Origin of the sequence: Fibrobacter sp. UWH1 (assembly GCF_002210365.1) — a bacterium.
Classification (GTDB): Bacteria; Fibrobacterota; Fibrobacteria; order Fibrobacterales; family Fibrobacteraceae; genus Fibrobacter.
This window is the reverse complement of the sequence record NZ_MWQG01000030.1, coordinates 1-22,427: the sequence shown is the minus strand read 5'-3', so window position 1 is coordinate 22,427 and position 22,427 is coordinate 1. Positions and strand designations below refer to the sequence as shown.

The 22,427-nt window shown below is 50.5% G+C and carries 15 protein-coding genes; 6 read left to right on the top strand and 9 right to left on the bottom strand.

The features are described from left to right. Nucleotides 1-140 precede the first annotated feature (140 nt). Nucleotides 141-2,216 (bottom strand): glycoside hydrolase family 5 protein, encoded by a 2,076-nt coding sequence (locus tag B7992_RS12400; RefSeq protein ID WP_073157344.1) that lies wholly within the window; start codon nt 2,214-2,216, stop codon nt 141-143. 202 nt (nt 2,217-2,418) lie between these two features. Beyond that, a complete protein-coding gene (locus B7992_RS12395; RefSeq protein WP_176421945.1) occupies nt 2,419-4,551 on the bottom strand; it encodes a glycoside hydrolase family 5 protein in 2,133 nt (710 codons plus the stop codon). Between the two features lie 330 nt (nt 4,552-4,881). Between B7992_RS12395 and B7992_RS12390 the strand changes: the two genes are divergently transcribed. Further along, complete coding sequence (locus B7992_RS12390; protein WP_088666415.1) at nt 4,882-5,511, top strand: N-acetyltransferase; 630 nt, start codon at nt 4,882-4,884, stop codon at nt 5,509-5,511. A 79-nt stretch (nt 5,512-5,590) separates the two neighbouring features. Here the strand turns inward: B7992_RS12390 and B7992_RS12385 are convergent, their stop codons facing one another. The 7 genes from B7992_RS12385 to B7992_RS12355 all read right to left on the bottom strand — a co-directional run bounded on the left by B7992_RS12385 (nt 5,591) and on the right by B7992_RS12355 (nt 16,357). Further along, a complete protein-coding gene (locus tag B7992_RS12385) occupies nt 5,591-7,036 on the bottom strand; it encodes a glycoside hydrolase family 5 protein (RefSeq protein ID WP_254917703.1) in 1,446 nt (481 codons plus the stop codon). Nucleotides 7,037-7,159: 123 nt separating this feature from the next. Continuing rightward, a complete protein-coding gene (locus tag B7992_RS12380; protein ID WP_176421944.1) occupies nt 7,160-7,768 on the bottom strand; it encodes a hypothetical protein in 609 nt (202 codons plus the stop codon). Between the two features lie 139 nt (nt 7,769-7,907). Continuing rightward, a complete protein-coding gene (gene polA, locus B7992_RS12375; protein ID WP_088666414.1) occupies nt 7,908-10,745 on the bottom strand; it encodes a DNA polymerase I in 2,838 nt (945 codons plus the stop codon). A gap of 19 nt (nt 10,746-10,764) precedes the next feature. Continuing rightward, nucleotides 10,765-12,372: an NAD(P)H-hydrate dehydratase gene (locus B7992_RS12370; protein ID WP_088666413.1), complete on the bottom strand. Its 1,608-nt coding sequence runs from the start codon at nt 12,370-12,372 to the stop codon at nt 10,765-10,767. 17 nt (nt 12,373-12,389) lie between these two features. Further along, the gene (locus B7992_RS12365) at nt 12,390-13,097 is read right to left on the bottom strand and encodes an outer membrane beta-barrel protein (RefSeq protein WP_083538158.1); all 708 of its coding nucleotides are present in this window, start codon (nt 13,095-13,097) and stop codon (nt 12,390-12,392) included. Nucleotides 13,098-13,124: 27 nt separating this feature from the next. Next, a complete protein-coding gene (locus B7992_RS12360; protein ID WP_088666412.1) occupies nt 13,125-14,948 on the bottom strand; it encodes a hypothetical protein in 1,824 nt (607 codons plus the stop codon). Nucleotides 14,949-14,962: 14 nt separating this feature from the next. Further along, a complete protein-coding gene (locus B7992_RS12355; RefSeq protein ID WP_073283942.1) occupies nt 14,963-16,357 on the bottom strand; it encodes a hypothetical protein in 1,395 nt (464 codons plus the stop codon). Between the two features lie 292 nt (nt 16,358-16,649). On the opposite strand from B7992_RS12355, the gene B7992_RS12350 reads away from it, so the two are divergent. The 5 genes from B7992_RS12350 (at nt 16,650) to B7992_RS12330 (ending at nt 22,316) form a co-directional block, all read left to right on the top strand. Next, entirely contained in the window at nt 16,650-17,084 is a 435-nt protein-coding gene (locus tag B7992_RS12350; RefSeq protein ID WP_073235490.1) for a metal-dependent transcriptional regulator, read from the top strand. Next, the gene (locus B7992_RS12345) at nt 17,081-17,365 is read left to right on the top strand and encodes a FeoA family protein (RefSeq protein WP_073283939.1); all 285 of its coding nucleotides are present in this window, start codon (nt 17,081-17,083) and stop codon (nt 17,363-17,365) included. The genes B7992_RS12350 and B7992_RS12345 overlap by 4 nt, the downstream gene beginning before the upstream one ends. A gap of 37 nt (nt 17,366-17,402) precedes the next feature. Beyond that, a complete protein-coding gene (gene feoB / locus B7992_RS12340) occupies nt 17,403-20,219 on the top strand; it encodes a ferrous iron transport protein B (RefSeq protein WP_088666411.1) in 2,817 nt (938 codons plus the stop codon). A gap of 275 nt (nt 20,220-20,494) precedes the next feature. Further along, a complete protein-coding gene (locus B7992_RS12335) occupies nt 20,495-21,628 on the top strand; it encodes a hypothetical protein (protein ID WP_176421943.1) in 1,134 nt (377 codons plus the stop codon). Between the two features lie 127 nt (nt 21,629-21,755). After that, nucleotides 21,756-22,316: a DUF3793 family protein gene (locus B7992_RS12330; protein ID WP_088666410.1), complete on the top strand. Its 561-nt coding sequence runs from the start codon at nt 21,756-21,758 to the stop codon at nt 22,314-22,316. The last annotated feature ends 111 nt before the right edge of the window (nt 22,317-22,427 follow it).

Genomic DNA, 22,427 nt, shown 5'->3' with positions numbered 1-22,427 from the left:
TGCGACCGTCTTCCCAAACCAAGGGACCAAATTTTTGGCGACAATCTCCGGGTCGGCTATGTCGCCACTTTACCGACCCGCCTTGCGGAACACACTCCTGAGTCGCGCAAGGATTTTGAGTTTTTTAGAAGCGTTACCGCTTACTTCAGGGTTACCTTCTGAACATACTTCACGTTATCCTGCTTGATGACCAGGAGAGCGGAGCCGCGGTAATCAGTCTTCAGCTGAACGGTGCTGAGGCCCTGCATGGCGGTGTAGTTCTTGGAGGCGATTTCCTGACCAAGGCTGTTGAGCAACTTGACGGAAGTCTGGCTGCTTCTGTGGGCGTTGAAGGTGGCGCTAACGAGACCGTTCTGGGCGGTGACCATCACCTTGTTGTTGGTAGCGGCGATGCTCTTGATGGCGGCAGTAGTAGATGTACCCCAGTCGCCGGTTGCGTTTGCTGCAATGAGAGAACCGCTTGCGATACCATCGAAGGTGCCAGATTTCTTGTCGAAGTTGTTCAGGGTGTCAACAGTACCGTCGGCCTTCCACAGGAGCATATTGTCCAGGTACATGTCGCCGGTGAACTGGGTGCCGTAAATGTTGATGCCGATAGCCTTCATGCCCTTGGCGTCGACGATAGCCATCTGGTTGGCGCTTTCACCAAATTCAACCTTGTAGTTCTTCAGACCCAGTGCAGCGAGGGAATCCACGTTGCCCAGGCTGACTTCCTTCCACTTCCAGTTGCCGGACATGTTGAACAGGGAAACGCTTGCCCAACCGTATTCGCCGCAACCGTCGCGAGTCTGATCCAGGCAGGGGCCTGCAACAGTACCGGCGACACGCATGTCGAAGGAAATGGCCACATAGTCGCTCCAGTTTGCTCCGCTCAGGTCGATACGGAAGGTACCTGCTTCGCTGGAGTCAGACTGTACGGTCTTGTAAGAAATGTGAACAGCCTTGTCGCCTTCCACAACCTGGGAGGAGCTGGGAGTAGAGGCGCCGCTGATGGCGGGGAGACCATAAACTTCGCGGATGGCGTTGATGGCGCCTGCGTCAAGCAGCTTGCCCATGGGAGCGGACTGACGACGGAGATAAGCCATATTGTCGTAAGCTTCGGTGCTTTCGTTACCCATGTCCCAGATAACGGGGATGACGCCGTTCTTCTTGGCGGCCTTGGCCACGTCGCGGTGCCACTGGATACGGCCTTCGATGTGCTTCTGCAGTTCTTCGCCGCTGAGTTCCGGGTAGCGGATGTTGGCGCCGAATTCACCAATCAGGACGGGGATGCCGTAAGCCTGGGCAATCTTCTGGAACTGATTGTCGACGTAGGCGCCGGTGCTGACGGTAGCGTCGACGGAATTTGTCCATGCGTTGTAGCCTGCGTTGCGCTTGGCATCGGCACTCTGGTAATCACCGTAGAAATACTGGGTCAGAATCTTTTCGCCACCAGGTGCGCCCCAGTCCTGTTCGCTGGGCATGATGGTGTACTGGTAGGGGCTATAGTAATGGACTTCGAACATCATGTAGCCTGCCTGCTTGTCGGTGGGGAGCATGTTGGGCTTGATGTGGGTGACAGACTTGTCGATGTCGGTGTTGGTGCCCTGGATAATCAGGGTACGAGTTTCGTTGTTGCCGCCAGTAGCGCGGACAGCGTCAATGAAGGTCTGGTAGTAATGCATCAAGGTCTGAGCATGGGCTGCGTTCCAGTCATTATCACCCAGGTTAGAGCCCGGTTCGTTGGCACCAGCAAAAAGCAGGTGTTCGTCGTAATCCTTAAACTTGTTTGCAATCTGGGTCCAGTAGTTCTTCATCTTGGTGTCGACTGCGGCTTCTACAGTTTCGCCGATGTGAGTCTGGAACCAACCATCTTCGCCTTCGTGGTGGATGTTCAGTACCACATAGAGGTCGTTCTTGATTGCGAAATCAACGACGGTCTTTACGGAGTCCAGCCAGGTTTCGGTAATGACACCGTTAGGAGCGTGAGAATCCCAAGCGCAGGGAATACGGACGGTAGAGAATCCAACAGCCTTGATGGAATCCAGCAGTTCCTGGGTGGGGAACGGGTTGCCCCAAGCTGTGGGGTTGCTGGGGACTTCCAGGGAGTTACCGATGTTGAAACCGAATCCCATCTTTCCTGCCAGATCGGCGGCCTTGGGAAGTGCTGCGAATGCAGAAGCGCTTGCCAGCAAAGAAGTGGCGCAGGCGAGACCGAATGCATTTTTGAAGTTCATAATTGCTCCTTAGTTTTATTTAAGGACAATTTATATTCCGGATTGGAGCATTAGTTGTTTTTTCGTGCCGCTGTTGAAAAAGCCGGTGTAGAGTTCTCAACATGGGTATCGGAATTTACAACGCATACTTTATAAAGAAACGGCCCCTCCAGGGAGGGGCCGTAATCAAAGGTATGCAGTACTTTTTTGCGAACCTAGTTCATTACTTCAGGATGACCTTCTGCATGAACTTCTGGCTGCCCTGCTTGACCAGCAACATGGCGGCGCCGCGGTAGCCGGTGGTGAGCTGAACCGTGTTGGCCCCTGCATGGGCGGTGAAGTTCTGGGAGGCGATAACCTGACCCAGACCGTTGATCAGCTTGGCGGAAGCTTCACCTGCCTTGGCTGCGGTAAAGGTGGCATTCACATAACCCTGCTGCACGTTCACGAACATCTTGCTGTTGACAGCGGCCACGGCCTTGATGCCTGCAACAAATTCGGGACCGGTGCCGTCTGCGTTGGCGTCAATGAGCTGAGCCTTGGCAATGCCATCGGTATCCGGCAAATCAGCGTCGAAGCTCTGGAGGGTATCGCAAGTGCCGTCAGCCTTGATCAAGACGATGTTGTTCAGGTACATGGTGCCCTGGAGCTGGGTGGCGTAAATGTTGATTCCGAATGCGGTCACCTTGGACTTGTCCTTGAACTTGAGACCGTCTGCCTTGTCGCCATCGGCGTCAACCAGCTTGATGGTAACAGTGTTCAGTACGCTCTTGAAGTCTTCCATGGCTCCCAGATGGAAGTCGGACCAGCTGCTTGCTGCCGTGCTCATGCCAAAGGCGTCGACACTTGTCCAGGCGTAGCCATTGCAACCCTTGGTCGAATCACCGACGCAACCAATGACGGAAACAGGTTCGGTGCGGAGCTGGAAGGAAATTGCTGTGTACTGGGACCAGTCTACGCCACCGTTGAAGTTGAGGCGGACGGTACCAGTTTCGCTTGCGGTGCTGATCTTGGTGTTGTAGGTAACCCAAAGTGCCTTGTCGCCTTCCTTGACTTCAATCTTTTGTGCGGGGGTGTATTCTTCTGCAGCGGCGAACTGAGTGACCATGGCGTTCATGACCTGCTTGTCAACAACGGAACCCAGATCGGAACCGTAAGCTGCTTGACGGCGGATAATGGTAAAGTTGTTCACGTTGATGGAGCCGTCTTCGATCTTGGCGGAGGTGCCTTCAAAGCCGGTATCCCACACAACGGGAACGAGGCCGTGCTTCTTGGCGGTTGCCACGGTGTAGCCGTACCAGGCGGCGCGAGCCTTCTGGTGCATTTCCAGGTCGGAACCGCTAAGGGTGTAGTGGCCTGCAATACCCATTTCACCGATCACCACAGGGATGCCCTTGTCAGAGAACAGCTTCTGCATCTTGGAGAAGGTCTTTTCGATGTCGCTCTTGGAACCGGTTGCGGAACCGGAACAAGTATGGGCGGCGTCAGCACCGGTGGTCTGGTCTTCCCAATAGTAGTACACCTTGCCCCAGCTTTCGTCGGCGGGCATAAAGGCCAACTGGTAGGGGTAGTAATGGAATTCGGCCATGGTGTAACCTGCACCGGCCGGATCTTCGGGATACTGGGCGCTGAGCAAGTCGGCCTTGTCGTGTTCAGTACGGGGAACCTGCACGATCACGGTACGGGTTTCGTTGTTGCCGCCAGTTGCACGCACTGCCTTGAGGCAAGCTTCGTGGTAATCCTTAAGGATGTTCATTCGGTCTGCACCAAAACCCAGCTGACCGTTGTCGGTGTAGGCGGCGCCAGAACCGCGGTGGTCGTTGACGCCCGGTTCGTTGGCGGAGGCGAAAATCAGGTGTTCGTCGTAGCTCTTGAAATAGTTGGCGATCTGGGTCCAGAACTTGCCCTGGAGTTCGGCGATGGCCTTGGCGTCGGTAGTGCTGTTCTGTCCGTTGCGGTCGATATGGGCGCCGTCGAAAACGTTGTCTTCCAGCCAACCGTTATCCCAGTGGCTGTTCAGCATCACGTACATGTCGTTGGCGATAGCCAGGTCGATTACGTCCTTGACGGTCTTGAGCCAAGTTTCGTCAATGACGCCGTTTGTAGAATGTGTGTACCATGCGCAGGGAATGCGGATGGTGTTAAATCCGGCTGCCTTGATGCCATCGATAATGGTCTTGTTCGGCACAATGTTGCCCCAGTTGGTAGGATCGTTGGGCACTTCCATCGTGTTGCCGATGTTGTAACCCAAACCCATCTTGGGGTAAATATCAGAAGCCTTGGGGAGGGCGAAAGCGGAAATGCTTGCCATGAGGCCAAAGCCTGCAACCAGGCTCAAAAGTCTAGAGACGTTCATCGTTACTCCTTTTTGCGGGAAAATCCCGTTTAACCAACCAAAAACCAAACAACCAAGGCTAAAGTTAAATAGGGGATGGCTGTTTGGGACCATTATTTTGATGTGCGTCAAAATAAGCGGTGCAATATCTTCAACAAATGTATATGAAAATTTACCTTTCCGGTCGGCTGTAAGCCATAAAATGTGTTCCAAATCAAAAGATGAGGTCTACGTCACACCAGGGGCGCGCTATGTAAAAATGGCGAAATTTGCGAAAAATAAGAAATTTGAACTATTTTTCTGCCCATAAATAACATACTTTAGGTTTAACTGGATTGGAAGGGCTAGGATATGGAGTTCCGTTTAGCGAAAAAAGAAGAACTAAAGGAATGTATTAGGGTGTGCTCCGAGGCTTTTATGCCTTACGAGTTCAGCAATATTTACCGCCCCAAGTGCGAAAAACGCTACCGCAGGTTTACCTGGGCCATTCATCGTACGGCGGTGAGCATCTATTTCAAGCGAAAAATGCTGTTTGTGGGCGTCGAGGGCGATCGTATCGTCTGTTGTGCCTGCATGGACGCTCCTTGGCACAAGACCATGACTTTGGGGGAATACCTGAAGAACGGGGCGCTCCGGGCGGCATTTTCCGGAGGAATGTTTAACCTGCTGGGTTATGCCAGTATGATGGACCGCCTGGAACGTCATTGCAAAAGCATCAAGGAACCACACTGGCACCTGAGCAATTTCGCCGTGGCGCCTGAATGCCAGCGAATGGGCTACGGATCCCGCATGCTGCAAGAAGGCATTTTCTCTTACATTGCCAAAAATGGTGGCGGCGACCTTTACCTGGTTACCAATTCCCAGAACAATGCCAAATTCTATTCACGGAACCGTTTTAGGGAAATCGTCTACGAGGATTTGCTCCTGAACAAGAAGCATCTTGGAAACTGGACTTTCAGAGCGAAAATTTTGGCGGTTTAAAGCCGACAGAAAACGTCTAACAAAAAAAGAAGCTGGCAATTCGCCAGCTTCTTTTGGTGAGGAAAGAAAACTTGTCGGACTATTTTACGTTAAAGCGGGTGGTTGTACCGCCCTGTTTTGATATGTAGGAGCCGGGACGCAATTTGCCGCGAACCAGGTTTCCGTTCATGTCAAAAATACGGTTGTCGCCTGTAGGTGCCTTGATGTTGGTAATGGGCTTCGTGCGAATCTTGTTTGTATTCTCGCTGGTGAAGTCATCGACGTGGGTGATGCCTGTGTTCACGTAATCTCCCATGCCGTAGACCTTTCGCAAGGCGTTCAGTATCTCGACATCGAAGACCGCTGCGTCAACTGATTGACGCTGAATGATGGTCATGTTATTCTTGCCTTCGTGGCCGGTATCCCAGGCGATGGGAACAACCTTGTTTTCTAAAGCGGCCTTGGCTACGGCGGTGTACCAGCCGATACGTCCCTTACGGTGCCTTGCATAGTCATCACCTTCAAGAATATTCACGCGGTCATTGGCGCCGTATTCCCCGATAATTACGGGGATTCCCTTGTCCACGTAGTTTTCCTTCATCTTCTTGAAGGCCTTCATGGCATCGTCGGCGCTGCAGGGGGTTCCCATAGCGCCACCCCAGGGGTTGTAACCGCAGTTATGAACGATGTCTGCGCCGGTGGCGTAATTTTCTTCGCCCCAGTAATATTGCGGTTCCACAATGGCGCCCCAGTTTACTGGCTCGCCTACAATGGTGTACGGTGACGGATCATAGTAATGCACTTCGAACATAAGTCGACCATCGATTACATCCTTAGGCATCTTGTTTGCCGGGTAGACTTCTACGGAACGGTCGATGCTAGTGGAAGGTCCTTGAATAATCAAGGTACGGCTTGCGTTATTTCCACCTGTTGCACGAACTGCATTTACGAACGTCTGATGGTAATCCATCAGGATTTCTGTTTCATGTTGGTAGTTGCCGTCGGTCGTAGCGGGCTCGTTCGCGCTGGCAAAAAGCAGATTTTCGTTATAATTCCTAAAGCGGGTGGCGATCTGTGTCCAGAAATCTTTCTGACGTTCGTTAACCTTTTCTTTATCGGCGTCGTTCAGTTTTTCTTCTAACCAGCCGCTATCCCAATGGATGTTCAAGATGGTCACGAGGCCTGCACGCATGCAGTAATCGACAACGGTCTGTACGGAATCCATCCAGCTAGAAGCAATTTCATTGGCGCTACCTCCGGGGACAATATCTGTTGTGCTGGAGTCGCGACTCATGGCGTTGGAATGGCTATACCAGGCGCAAGGAATGCGGATGGTGTTGAAGCCGGCGGCTTTTACTGTGTCGATATAAGCTTCTGTAGGGAACTTGTTTCCCCACCAGGTGGGATTTACCGGCACTTCCATGGTGTTGCCGATGTTGATTCCCAAACCCATCTTTTCAAAAATTTCTGTGGCGGTAGGAAGCGGTTCTGCCTGGGCAAAACCAAACGCAGCTACAAGAGCTGTTCCCAATACACTCTTTTTCATAATCAACCCTTTTTTTTAACAACAAATACCAAACTATATAAATAAAGGGTGGGACGTACGAAAAAAAACGTCTACCCTTTTTATAAAAGTTGAAATTTACTCAACGGGATAAGTCTATGATGCTTATGGATTGCAGTCGAGGCAAGTCCATTCCACAACGCCGGAACCTTGCCCTCCGAAACGGGCCTTCGTGTTGACCTCGATATCGATGAGGAATCCGAGAGCGCCTGCATTCCTGGTACAGCAACCGTCGCAGTCTGCGTCAGAGCACATATCGTACACTACGGCGTCAATTTCGTGACCGCCTTTACGTAATCGGAATGTCTTTAACTTGTATGTATTCCAGTCCTTTTCGTGAACGGCAATGATGTTGTTTTCGGCCACCCATTCTGGGGTCTGTTGTTCATCTAGACCTGCAAACCAACCTGCCCATTCGCAACCATTATATTCAATGCACTCTTCGCTGCCTTCATCAGGGTAGGATTCGTACCAGGTCAAGTTGGCGCGATTCCACTGAATTTCGTTTGCGGAGGATTCTGGTTCGGCGGGCGTATTGTCGCTGGAGGATTCGGGGGCAGAGACTGCCCCGCTGGAGGCTTCGGGGGCGGGAACTTCAACGCTTGAAGAAGACGGTTCGGGAATCGAGCCCACGTCTGCAGAAGAATCGTCACTGCAGGCGACGAAAAACAAAGCCGTCAAAATTGCCGGGAGCAACTTCATGTTTGCGGACATGTTATCGTGCCAGCAGAACAATGGCGTTGCACAAAACCAGCAGACCGATAATCAATGCGATGGCGGTCTTGTTAGACATTTTCTTTTGGGGTTCGTTGGCCATATATTCCTCTTTTTTAAGGTTAGTGCTGGGCAAATTTTAATGTGCGATTAGCCAGTTTTCGCCAAAGCCTACGCTGGCTACCAAGGGAACTTGAAGTTTCATGGCGTTTTCCATTTCGGATTTGACCATGGCGGAAAGTTCGTCGACGCGGTCGCGGGGACATTCGAAAACAAGTTCGTCGTGGACCTGCAGCATCATGCGCAGAGGCAAGGCTTCATCGTTAATGCGCTTCTGGATGCGGATCATGGCAATCTTGATCAGGTCGGCGGCGCTGCCCTGCACGGGAGTGTTTACGGCCATGCGTTCTGCCATCTGGGATTCCATGCGGTCGGAACTGTCGATGCCTGCGATGTAGCGGCGGCGGCCGGTAAGGGTTTCAACGTAGCCGTCGCGGTGGGCGTTGGCCTTGGTGCTCTCGATGAACATCTGAACGCCCTGGAACATGTCGAAGTAGCCGGTAATAAAATCCTTGGCCTGACCCATGGGAATTTTCAGATCGCGGCTCAGGCGGAAGGCGGTCATACCGTAAAGCACGCCGAAGTTCACCACCTTGGCATCGCGGCGCATATCGCTAGTGACGTTTTCCAGAGGTACGCCATAGATGGCGGCGGCGGTACGGGCGTGAATGTCGATGTTGTTGCGGTAGGAATCAATCAGGGCTTCGTCACCGCTTAAATGAGCCAGCATGCGCAATTCAATCTGGGAGTAGTCCACTGCAAGAATTACGTTCTCGGGATCCTGGGGAACAAAGGCCGCACGGATCTTTTTGCCCAGTTCGCTACGCACGGGAATGTTCTGCAAGTTGGGATCGCGACTGCTGAGGCGACCTGTTGCAGTACCCCACTGCACAAAGCTGGTGTGGATGCGCCTGGTTTCTGGATTTACCAGAGTGGGCAGCACGCTGATGTAGGTGCTCTGCATTTTCTTCAGTTCGCGGTATTCCAGAATGGCTGCAATAAAGGGACTGGCGGTTTCGTAGAAAAGTTCTTCCAGTACGGCGGCGTCGGTGCTGCGCTTTTTAACCTGGCGCATGCCTAAGGTGTCGAACAGGACTTCTGCCAACTGCTTGGGGCTGCCGATGTTGAATTCGCAGCCAGCCATGTCGCAGATTTCCTTTTCCAGATTTTCGATGCGGCGTTGCAGTTCGTATTCCAGAGTTTTAAGGCTAGGAACGTCAACGGCGATGCCTACGGTTTCCATCTGGTACAGAACCTTGAGCATGGGCATTTCTTGCTGGTAGAAGTACTTTTCGTAATCGTACTTCTGCAGCTGCTTTTGCAGCGGAGCCCACAGGCGCAAGGTGTAAACTGCATCTTCGGCGCCGTATTCGGTGGCCTGGGGAATGGGAGCGCGGTCGAAGGTAATTTGGTTCTTGCCGCGGCCAATGAGATTCTCGATAGGAATCATCTCGTGCTGCAGTCGCTGCATCACCTGGTTATCCAGACCCAGTCCATTTTCGCCGGGGCTTAACATCCAGGCGGCAATGAGAGTGTCTATAATGTTTGCTTTCTCGATCTGCTGTAATGTCAAATCAAAGGCGCGGGCCAGAACGTGCAGGTCGAATTTTGCATTGTGGAACACAAAGGTGTGCTGAACTTCTGCCGATTCATCCTGGCTAAAAATCTCAACGAACCACTGCTTAACGGCGTTGATGTCGAAGTTGGCTCCCTTGGCCACGGGCAGGGGGAACCCGATTTCGTCGTGATGGTTCAGGGGGATGTAATAGCCCTTGGCTTCATCTGCAGACAAGCATAATCCAACCAACCCGCACTGCATGGGGTCCAGGCCGTCTGTTTCCGTGTCTACGCCAATCAGGGGGGCGGCTGCAAACTCGGCCTTCATCTGTTCAAAGATTTCAGTGGAGTCTACGCAGATGTAGGTGGGGAGAATATCCTTGGGCAAATCGAAATCGACGCGGATTACTTCCTTGTTTTCTCCAGTAGTTTCGCCTGCGGCATTGTCGGCGTCTGCCGGCTTCACGAAACCAGTCTTGCTCGGAACTTTTTCCAGCAATCTCAACAGACTGTTGATTTCGTGCTCCTTGAACATGTCGGCCAAGGTGTCTACATAGATGCCGTTATATTCCAGGGCATCCAAATTTCCGTTAAAGGCTCGCTTGGTCTGAAGCGTTACCAGTTCGCGGCTCAGGAATGCCTGTTCCTTGTTGTTGGCCAGATTGTCGTGCAGACCTTTCTTCTTGATGTTGTCGATGTTGGCGTAAATATTATCCATGTCGCCATACTCTTCAAGCAGGGTAATGGCGGTCTTGGGGCCAACCTTGGGAACGCCGGGAACGTTATCGCTGGCGTCTCCCATCAAGGCCAGATAGTCGCGGATTTTTTCAGGCGGAAGGCCGTACTTTTCCAGAACCTGTTCCGGACCGAAGTCAATACCGTCAGCGCCTTTTTCCAGATGGAACAAATGAATCTTTTCGTTCACGATCTGGCTCATGTCCTTGTCTTTACTGATAATCAGCACATGGTCAAAACCGGCCTCGGCGGCAGCCACGGCGGTACTTGCCATCACGTCGTCCGCTTCGTAACCCGGTTCCGACAAAAGGGGAATGCCGCTTGCCTCCAGAGATTCTCCAAGCAGGGGCATCTGGGCGGCCATTTCTTCGGGCATGGGGCCGCGATTGGCCTTGTAATCCGGGTACAGTTCGTGGCGGAACGTTTTTGTATGAGCCACGTCGCGGGCGATGGCGAAATGGGTGGGTTTGTGCTTTGCAAGAATCCTAAGGACGGCGCCCCAGTAGCCATGCATCATGGACACATCTTCGCCAGCGCTGTTTTTAAGCGGGTTCTGGGAATAGGCATAGAACATGCGGAACGCGAGAGCGTAGGAGTCGAGCAAGAGTAAAGTTTTTTCGGCCATGGTTCGAAAGTAGAATGTTCTAACAGAAAGCTCTGTACAAGTTCTTGATGACGTCGCTGGGGAGCATGGAGAATGGCCCCAGTTCTTCGCGGGTCAGGCGGCCTGCCTTTTGATGAATCAGCACACCGAGAACGGCTGCTTCGCCAGTGGGCATGCCCTGAGAAAGCAGAGAGACGATCACGCCTGTAAGCACGTCGCCGCTACCGCCCTTGGCCAAGCCGGAGTTGCGTGCGGGAATCACATATACGCGACCGTCCGGGAGGGCGACGTAAATGGGGGAACCCTTCAGCACGATAGTCAGCTGGAACTGCATGGCGAAATGACGCAAGTATTCCGGGTAGTAACTTTCGTTGGTCGGCAGAGGTCCGAAGTTGCGTTCCCATTCGCGCTTGTGGGGCGTAATGATGGCGTTGGCGGGGCCGCCTTCCATGCAGAAGTATGCGGAACCGCAGGCGTTAATGGCGTCGGCGTCAATGACCACCGGGGTGCTTAAGCCTGTCAGGAACATACGGACGGCGTCCTGGGTTTCCTGGGTGGTTCCGATGCCAGGGCCGATGGCGATGGCCGTCTGCCTAGAGGCGACACTCTGAAGGTGCATCAGGTGCATTACAGAAAGACAATCGCAACTGTCATCTCCAAGGCCGCAGAATACGGGCTCGCTAAGCTTTGCCTGCAGTGTGCGCAAGTTAGACTTGGGTGTGGCCAAGGTGACAAGGCCTGCGCCACTTCTAAGAGCCGATGCGGTGCAAAGGGCTGCTGCGCCGGGCATATTGGAAGAACCGGCGATAATCATGGCGGTTCCCTGGGCGCGCTTGTCGCCGATTTCGTTGCGTTCCGGCAGAAGGTCGGGAATCATGCTTTCGTTGGCCAGGAATACGCCTGCGTCTACCCTGCGGATCAATTCGTCGGGGTAGGGGAGCTGTGCCAAAAGTGCGGTTCCGAAAGCGGCGGCGCCTGCAGAGGTGTAGGCGTCCAGACGGGGGAGGCCAAACTGCAATGTTTCTGCAGCGCGGATGCAGGGGTCGCACATTATGTGCTGCTGGGAATCATAACCGGTAGGGGCGTCTGCAGCCAATACGGGAATTTTCCAGCTGTTGATGGTGTTTACCGCTTGTGCGAAGGCGGGACGTAATTCTCCGGAGGCCCCGTTACCCAGCATGCAGTCGACTATTAGGGTAAAGTGGGGTGCTAGGGGGAGCTGCTCACAGGAATGAAGTCTGCCTCCTGCCGATATAAAATCATCGCAGGCCATGCGGGCTTCGTCCTTGAAGGCATCGGGCTTTGCAAGAGAATAGACCGTGCAAGGAATGCCGTCTTCAATCAAGAGCTTTGCAAGAACAAGACCGTCGCCGCCATTGTTGCCGCCGCCAATAAAGACCGCAACGCTCTTGTGCATTTTTTTCTTTTTCAGAAAATCCAGCACTGTGTCGCGGAGGGCTTGGGCGGCCTCCTTCATCAAGATGTAACCTGCTCCAATGGGGGTGTTACTGATTCTGGAAGCATCGGCAGACGATGCGAAATCGTTTCGGGTGTTGTAGACCTTTGTGTCGTTATCTAATGCCCTCATGGCGTCGTTAGACACGATGGGGAGGCATTCGCTATACGAAAAATCGGTTAGCAGTTTCATGCTGAAAAAACAACGGATTAGATGAACCAGAAGTTAACGCCGAGCTTGATGCTCATCATCTTTGCACCAGCCATATCGATGGAAGACGGGTGCTTGATTTCATCCATGTTGCTGAATCCACCGCCGATGTAATCGGCGTCGGGGAACAGTTCGGACATGCCCATGTAGAAACGCAAATCAATGCTAACCTGGTCCATTACGAAAACTCCTCCACCGGCCACAATGCCGAAGCTGAAAGCTCCCTGTTCGAAGTCATCCATTTCTTCCTTGACTTCCTTGTGGGTAATCGGGTCGGTGTGGTATGTGGGGGCATCTACGTTGCTGGCGAGACGGAGATTCAGCTGGGCACCTGCATTCACGTAGAAACGTTCTGCTACAACGCCGCGGAACATCAGGGGGATTTCCAGATTCATGCTGGAGTAGGTTCTTTCATTTCGGCCTGCGCTGTGGTTTGTGCTGCTGTAATTGAAGTCCACTTCCGGAACGAAGTACAGATTGTTTACCATTTCAACGCGTGCGGTAAGACCCGCTTCAAAACCGAAGCCTGTGGGGTCGTCAGTGAAGTCGTCATCCGGTTCTTCAAAACCGTACATCATGTCGTAATCAAAAGCGACACGAACGCCAACGCCTGCATCATGACCCTTCTTTGCGGGGGATTCCTGGGCGAGGGCTGCAGAGGCGGCGAGGCCTGCGATCAATAACATCTTTGTAAATAAAGTTTTCATTTTGTTCTCTTTTCGTATGGGTTGAAATTATTGAAAGTGATTAGGTATAGTGACGTTGGGGTTTATTGTCGTGATTTTGTAAATGGTTGCTTTGGAAGAAGTCTTATGATCGTTTTTCCATACAAGGGCGATTTCGTTTATTTCTTCTAAGAACGTATTGAAACCCGCTGTTTTGAAATTTTGAAATTTCTCAAAAGGTACCATAAGTGGATGAGATGTTTCCCTTTCGGGAATCGCGGCCGATTCCCAATTTTCCATTTCCCACCCAGAGGAGATTAACTTTGAAATTTGTAAAGATAAGGAGTCTTCCGAAGTGTATTCGATACAGAGACCTTTCCATTCTCTTGCATCGATTGTCTTTTCGCTCAAAACATCCGCTACAGGTATGGTAATGTAGTTTTCGGTCGTATCGTTAGAAAAAAATAGGTCGAGTCCGTCCTTGGTGGAATTTTCTGAATGATTTGTACTTGAGATCTGTAATGGGTATCCTTGTAAGGAAGAGTTTGATTTCTTTTTTGCATTATAAATTTCTTTGCCGCCGCAAGTGGCTGGCTTCAAAAGGCTGTCTTCGGGCACGTTGGCGATTGTGGTAATCTTGTTGATTTTGACTGATCCCGTAGAATTGGGATCATCGAGACTGAATGAAATCACGCTTGAGGAATTTATGATGTTATTCCTATAATAGCCGTTGGATTCAGACCATTCGTTCCAATAAAATTGTCTGGACTGTAGTAATCCTTGTGTTGTGTCGTAAATTTTCAATACTTGAGGATGATTGTTTTGGTCTTGTTGTTTTTCGGCATCGCGTACAGTAACGGCTAAATCAGCTGTCGCTGAGTATTCTACGCATAGACCGTCCCAGTGTATTATGCTGTATTTATTCAAAAGGGCTGATTTAACTGAATCAAGGTAAAAGAACACTTGATTATTAGAACTATTGATGGTTAGATCTTTTAAGTTAACAACATTATCTGCATCGAAAACTTGTCCCAATTTGTATTTGCCATTTTCGTAAATAGCCGTACCTGTACAGTGTTGCTCCGTGGAGGTGTTTTCCTCCAAACTGACGTTGGCGAGTGTTGTGATTTTAGAGACGGTTATATTTGTTGGGTCTGACTTTTCGTTCTCGAAGGAGAGGAATTTTATCTTGTTTGTTGAAAAATTACCTTTTATAATATTGTTGCTATTCTTGGGGTCTTCCCATGATAATTTGAATGATTTCTTTTCGCCGTTAGTTATTGGTAGCACTTGTAGTCTGTAGTTGTTTTCAATGCCTAGGTATAGGTTTGCAGGACCATCGGTGGCGTATTCAATGCAGAGGCCTTCCCACGATGTAATGTTCCTTGTTGATGAGGAGTCGTCCGAGGAGGCAATGTCTGTTATTAGTGAGTGAAGTTTTGTGCTATAGTAGATTTTTGCGGTTGCTCCGACATCCTTTATGAAACTGACGCTGTCGTTCGCTTCTATCGGATTGCCAAAAACGTTTTTGTTGACGTCTTTATTTGCGTCGTAAATGACTGTGCCCGTACAACCTTCATCGTTTAGGCCAGTCTTCTGCTCGCTGCTGGAAGAGGTGTTTCCATTTGAAGTGCTGGAACCGTTGTTTGCGTTGCTGCTACTTGAACCGGCTGCGTTATCTATTGCGCTGCTGGTTTCGCTGCCGTTACCGCCCGCGGAATTGACATCACCGTTGTTGCTTGTAGAATCAGTGTCGTCGCCGCTTACCACTTCTGCGAAGTCGTTGCCGTCATTATACTTGTCCTGGAAATTTTCCAGATAGTCGGTGCAGGCCGCGAACGCAAAAAGCGATGCGGCTACGGCAAGGTCCTTTGCTACGCTAAAAAACTTCATCTTTCTTCTCCGTCCTAAAAAAGCAGCGTTACGCCTACGCCTACGAGGCCAGCGGCGGCTATGCCAAAACCGACGGCGCGCATGTTCTGGGCGCTCTTGATCTTATCGCAACGGTCGTCATACTCAGATCGGGTAGACGCTTCCTTTTCGCTTTCTTTTTTGGCCTTGTTGTTGAATACGGCGGCCATGACTCCGCCTCCAATCATCACCACGCCTGCAACGGCTGTAGGAATCCAGGATTTCTTGGAACCGCTGTTGTTCTGTGCGGCGTCTTTGGCGGCGTTCTTGGCGGCGTTCTTGGCGGCTTCATCTTCTTGCTCGTTGACATCTGCAGTGTCCGCTACAGAAACAATCAATGCCGTGGTATCAAGAGAAGCCAACTTCTTTACCACGGGGGCGGGCTTGGATGTGTCGCCAGTGACTACATTGGCGGCAATCTGGCCCTTGACCTTTGCTCGTTTAATTTCTTTTTGATTTCCCCATATCCAGCGTCCCATCAAATCTTTTTCTTGATAGGCAGCTGTAAATTCCACACGTCCCCTAAAATTCTGCAATTTCGCTTGAGTACCCAGAGGCTGCTCCACCTTCTGGTCGCGAAGGTTTACCACGAAGTGAGCGTAATCCATGCCGGAGGGAAGGGCTGCCACATCAAACAGTTGGGCTCCGCTCAAGAAATAGGCTCCGGAAACGGGTTTGCTTAAATCCTGGTAAATGTCTAGCTTTTCGGAATTCAGGATAATCTTGATGTTGACGTTATTTTTTTCAAGGGAGTCGTTAACGGCATTGACTCGATCGACAAACAAGGGGGCAAATTCATCGCCGGCCTTTCTAATCACCACGTCGCCACATTTTTCCATCCAGCGTTCCACTAGAGTTTTCTGCTGCTTCAGTCGGCTGGGGTCAAAATACAGGGTGAAGTCGTAGGTCGCGTCAAAGGCCCCTGCAAGATCAAGGGGTTCCAGGTCCACTTTGCCGTCCAGTTTTAGCAATCGCTCCCTGGGAACGAGAATGCCGCCAAGTGCAGAAGCGCAAACCTGGATCTGCTCGGTTCGCTCGGCCAGGGTGTTGCCCATTTTGACGGAATTCAGGCGCACCTCGCCGGTCACTTCCATATACATATCTTCGAATTCGGGAAGGTCCACCGAGTAGAAGTGACTACATTCGTCGTCCAGAACGTCGTTGATGGAAATCATGGAACAACGGTTGTTCATTTCTGCGATTTTACTGGCTCGATTCAGCAAATCATCCACTTGAGGGTTGCTTTCGCCCAGCTCTGTCTTAAGGTTTTCCAGGTTCTGCTGGAGGTTTTCCAGTTCGGCCGGGTCCTTAACGAAAATGGATGTGGTCTGGCTAGCAAAAGAGGCTGCTGCCAGTATGACCATAAGTTTTGCAATGTTCAAAAAGTTCATATCCTAGAAACCGCCAAGCCCAGGCGGCTTTAACTAAAAACCGTCTGCTTGTTTGTGTGAATGTAATAAAATAATACGAACACATTTTAGATACTGGGGGGACGTAGGGTGTGTAAAAGTCTGATTTTTAACGAAAGTTAGTTAAAGTTAATTTTTTATCAAGTTTAGTCTTGACTAATTAGCCTTGGTTAACTAAATTTAGTCTTGCCTAATTCAATTAGGCTTGTCTAAATATGGCTAGCGCGCAAATAAAGCCGTATTTAAGCAAGGTTCGAACTAAAAAGAGGTAACAATGGAAAACGAACACATTAAGCTCAGCCAGAGCTTGGAAGATTACCTGGAAATGGTGCACATGCTGCGCCTTGCCCATGGTATCGCTCGCGTAAAAGATATCGCCGCTGCTCTGCAGGTAAAAATGCCCTCCGTGGCAAAGGCCATTCTGGAATTGAAGAAGCTTGGCTTGGTCACCCAGGAACCCTATAGCGGCATTGAGTTGACTGAAGCTGGCCGCATGGCTGCCAACGATGTGCTGAATCGCCATATCCTCCTGAAAGGTTTTTTAATTCGTCTCGGTGTCTCTGAAGCTATTGCTGATAAGGACGCTTGCTGTATGGAACATATCCTGTCGGCAGAGACTCTGTCTAAAATTGAAGACTTCATGAAGCCTTCGGAAACTGTAATCACAACTGTAAAGAAGTTGAAGGTTGCAAAGGGTAACAAAAAATGAGCTGTAATTGCGGCTGTGGCTGCGACGGAAAAACAAAAAAGTGGAACGTCGAGCCGAAATTCTCTGAACTGAAGAAAGGCGACAAGGTGGAAATTGTTGGCTACAACGAAGGCGATGCTCGTTATAAGTCCAAGCTCCTTTCCATGGGCCTTGTCCGCGGCGTCACTTTGGAAGTGATGCAGATTGCTCCTCTGGGGGATCCCATTGAAGTGAGTGTCTTGAACTACCGCCTTTCCCTCCGTAGGGAAGAAGGCAATGTGTTGAACCTGAAGAGAATCTAATACCCGATCCGCGGGATTCTAAAGAAAAGAGAATATCATGTCACCAAAACCGTTTACAATCGCTATTGCAGGTAACCCGAACTGCGGTAAGACTGCTTTATTTAATGCCTTGACAGGCTCGCGCCAAAGCGTAGGCAACTGGCCTGGCGTCACTGTAGAAAAGAAGGAAGGCTTCTTCGACCTGGGCGCTCGCCACATCCGTGTGGTGGACCTTCCGGGTACCTACGCTCTCTTCGCCAATGCTGAAGATGAACGTGCCGCTGTTGACTTCCTCCTGACTCGCGAAGCCAACTTGATCGTGAATATTGTTGACGCTACCAATATTGAACGCAACTTGTTCCTCACTTCCCAGATTGTGGATATGCAGCAGCCTATGGTTATTGCTGTGAACATGATGGATATTGCTGAAGCTCGCGGCCTCAACATTGATTTGGAAGCTCTTTCCAAGCGCTTTGGCGTACCGGTAGTACCTCTTTCTGCTGTAAGCGAAAAGAGCATTACCAATTTCATTAGCCAGATGACCCATGTGATTTCTAGCGCCATCACCATTCCTACCGCTCTTACTTATGGCGAAAAGGTTGAAGGTGTCGTTAAGGAATTGGAGCCGGTCGTTTCTCCGGTGGCAAAGCTCTTGGATGCTGAATCCCGCTGGGTTGCCCTTATGTACTTGGGTAACGAAAAGAGCTACGCAGATAAGTTTGCAGAAGCAAAAGTAACGCTGAACAAGGCTGACATCACCGCAAAGCTGGGCGAAGAATCTGAATTCGTTTTGGCCGATGCTCGTTATAGCTTGGCTCACGAAATTGCTGGCGAAGTTCTTGTTGGTGATCGCAGCAAAAAGACATTCTCCGACAAGCTTGATTCCATCCTTTTGAATCGTTGGCTCGCCTTGCCGATTTTCTTGCTGATCATGTACCTGGTGTTCTGGGTGGCCGTGACCATCGGTAGCGCCTTTATTGATTTCTTTGATATTTCTTTCGGTGCCATTTTTGTGGATGGCCTGGGCTATTTGCTTAGCGATGTGATTGGTGCTCCTGCCTGGATTTCTGCAGTTCTTGCCGATGGTGTTGGCGCCGGTATCCAGACTGTGTCTACCTTTATTCCGGTGATCTTCTTCATGTTCCTCTGCCTTACCTTCTTGGAAGACTCTGGTTACATGGCTCGCGCCGCCTTCGTGGCAGACCGCTTTATGAGATTCCTGGGCCTCCCTGGTCGTGCATTTGTCCCTATGATGGTGGGCTTCGGTTGCGGCGTTCCCGGCATTATGGGTTCCCGCGTTCTTGAAAGTAAGCGTGAGCGCTTCCTCACCATATTCCTTGTGCCTTTCATGAGCTGTGGCGCCCGCTTGCCGGTGTACGCTCTGTTCGCTGCGGCCTTCTTCGGAAAGCAGGCTGGAACCATTGTGTTTGCCCTCTATTTGGTTGGTATTCTTTTCGCTATCGTTTATGGTCTGTTCCTGAAGAAGTCTCTCTTTATGGGACAATCCAGCAACTTTGTGATGGAACTTCCCAACTACCATTTCCCGAAAATCAAGGCTCTCCTGATCCACTCCTGGCTGAAGTTGAAGGACTATGTGCTTCGCGCCGGTAAGGTAATTACCATTGCAGTGGCTATTCTCGGCTTCCTCAATGCCTTTGGCTATGTGGATGGCAAGTTTACCGCCGGTAACGCAGATTCCGAAAACAGTTTGCTTTCTTCTGTGGGTAAGACCATTACCCCTGTGTTTGAACCCTTTGGTGTCGAAGAAGATAACTGGCCGGCCTCCGTTTCCCTCTTTACCGGACTCTTGGCTAAGGAAGCTGTCATCGGCACCATGAACTCTCTGTACTCCATGGCTCCGAAGAGTGAAGCGGTGGAAGGCCCTCAGGCTGAACCCGCTGCACCTTCTGAAGCCGCAGAAATTGTCGCTGAGGAAGCCCCGGCTGTTGAAACCGCCCCGGCACCAGAAGGAGAAAGTGTGGCTGTTACCGACAGCACTGCTGCTTCTGCTGACTCCAACGTCATTCTGAATGAAGGCGAAACCGCATCCCGTGTCATTCCGAGCGACTCTCCTAGCGTCATTCTGAGCGCAAGCGAAGAATCCAGTGCGGAACCTGCCGAAGCCGCCGCAGTTGCAGAACCTCCCGCCGAAGAAGAAAAGCCTCTCATCGCAGGTGTTGACGAATGCCCTGCAGAAGAAGAGGAAGATGGTGCTCCTGATCTCAAGGCTGCATTCATTGAAGCAGTTTCTTCTATCCCTGCAAACCTCAGCGAAGTCTTTGGCTCTCTTACGGACATCCTGGGAACCTCTGGCGAACTTGAAGCCCAAAGCGCTGCAGAACTGAAGAAGGAAACCTTGGATAAGATCCAGGAAGCCAAGGTTTTGACCTGCGAAGAATATGCCGCTATCGAAACCTTTGGCGAAGAAGAAGGTGACGAAAAGACCCGTGAAGAAGTCTTTGCAAAGCTTGCCGCTGCCGGTATTGAACTTGATGAAGATGCTATGGGCGCTCTTGAAGAAGGCGACCTCAGCGAAACCGCCGACATCTATGCAAACCTCCGTTCCTATTTCCATAACGGCGGTCACGACGGGTTCAACTGGCAGGTGTTTGCCTTCCTGGTATTCATCCTGCTGTATGTGCCTTGCTTGGCGGCCATGGGCGTGGTGGTCCGCGAAATCGGTCTGGGACTTGGCGTGCTGATGGCGACTGTTCAGACGATCCTTGCTTGGGCCATTGCCGTACTTCTCTACCAGATTCCTGTGGGCGGTAGCACCGGCTGGATTGTCACGGCAGTCATTGTTCTGATCGGTACTGGAATCTTCCTGAAACTCTTCGGCATCAAGGCTAACAAGCAGAAGAGATTCGAAGACTGATGAGGTTCCAGGTTCGAGGCGCGAGGTTCCAGTTTTAGAAATTGTAATGTAGCGTTCGAAGATGGAAATGAGTGTGAATCGAGAAACACAAAAAACGTAAATCGGGGCCGTTGGAACGTGTCTCCTCCAACGGCCCTAATTTACAAACTCGTGGTTAGTCTAGTCTAATAAAGTTTACTTAAGCTAAAAACAACTGCGCGGCGATTATCCATTAGATGATGGCAATGCCCGGCACAGCCTTTAAAGTTTATAACAAAAAGAAAAAAGGAAAAACAATGAAATACAATATTGCATTCGGTTTAATGACCGCCTCCCTCCTTGCAGCAAATACTTTTGCAGAAGAAGCCGCTTCCGCTGAATCCGCTGCAGAATCCAAGGGCCCTGAAGTCGCAATTTCTGGCGAAGTCGAGTTCGATGCCTACACCGGCGATCTATTCAATGACGACGAAGTTACCCATAGCTACGCCTCCACCTTTGATTTGAATTTTGCAGTAAAGTTCAATGATCAATGGTCTGCAGAAGTCCAGCTGGAAGCCGATGGCGAAACAACAGACCCTGCGGCAATCTATAATGGCGCTTTCGTTCAGTATACAAAGAGCGAAAACTTCGTAATCAAGGCTGGCGACCTGACTTTCTCTGAAGGCGCTTTCCAGAACTACTATGGTTATGATGATCCTGCGGATAATGCTGCAGGTATGGCCGAACACGACATCCGAGGAGTTGAAGTTGACTATAATGGCTTTGTTTTTGGCCTTGGCTTTGGTCGCGGCGGCAACGACAATCAAGTATGCTTTGAAGAAGATGGTGAAGAATCGTGCGTAGGCGTTGCATACAACGCTCACTTGGCCTATGAATTGGGCTTAGGCGAACACACGGTTCGCCCCTATGTGGATTACAAGTCCTATCAGGAACCGAAACACAATGAACTCCACGCTGGTGTGGATGCCAACCTGAAATTTGGCGGCTTCGGATTCCACGCCGTGTATGGTCTCCATGTGGATGCCCTTGGTGAAGATGAACCGGGTGCAACTCATGCCTTCCTGGTGGAACCCTCTTTTGAAGTGGGTGGCTTTAACATCAAGGCAACCGCATTCTACGCTCTCTTTGACGAAGATGCTCCCATCGATCACGGTGAAGAAATCCCGGAATACTTCTTTGCCTATGTGGAACCCAGCCTGAATTTGGTGGGCGCTCTTACCTTGGGAATCCCGCTGGAATACCACAGCAACACCTTGGATAGCGATGAGGATTTGGGTTCCTTTGCTGCAGGCCTCCGTCTTTACTTTGCCCCTGTAGAAGGTCTTGAAATTACCGGCTTCGGTATGCTGAATAAGCCCCTGGGTGATGACTACGGCGACAATGACGACATTAGCTTGCAGCTTGGTGTGGAAACCGTCTTCGCCTTTTAAGAAAATGCCATAAAACCTCCGCCAGCTCAAAGTTATGTTACCTCATTGAGCTGGAGGGTTTCCCGCCCCGGTAAATGCCGCGGGCGGGATATATTTGAATCTTTTTAAAACTTAGAGTAGGCTAACTATGGCAAAAATGCTTGATTCCTGTCTTGTTCGGCAATGCGCCCCTACACTCGCTGGAGTAAAAGTGGGCAGTCTATTCTGCTTAGAAATTGCAGATGGTGTATTGCTGTGCAATATTCTTGCTCGCTGGAACAAGGCCTTGAATGTGAAAGGTGTTTTTGCTCGAGTTCTGGCTGAAAAGAATGGCCGGTATTACATCTATGTGTATAGAGATTGTGAATTGGAAAGACTAAGCAAAATTGGTGAAGTGCAGTCCTTTTTAAAGGGCTTTGGCTATGCAGAATTTGATGTAGAATCTTTGCTGAAGTTCTTTAAAGTTCGAATGGCGAAGTCTGCCTGTTTCCCTCACGAAGTGGGCGTTTTTCTTGGTTACCCTTTAGATGACGTTCGTGATTTTATTGTGTATGGCGGTAAAAATTACAAGCGGATCGGTTGTTGGAAGGTGTACAATGACGTTCCCAACTCTATGCATATTTTTGAAGTCTATAAAAAATGCCAAAAGATTATGGCGGATATGTTTGAACGAGGCGTTTCATTGGAACGCCTAACTGTCGCAAGTTAATTGTTTCGCGTCATTCTGAGCGAAGCGAAGAATCAAAAAAAAAGGAAAAATAAAATGGCTCTTCATCAACATGTGTGGGTGGCTTCGCCACCCTTTTTTGTTGACATTCGC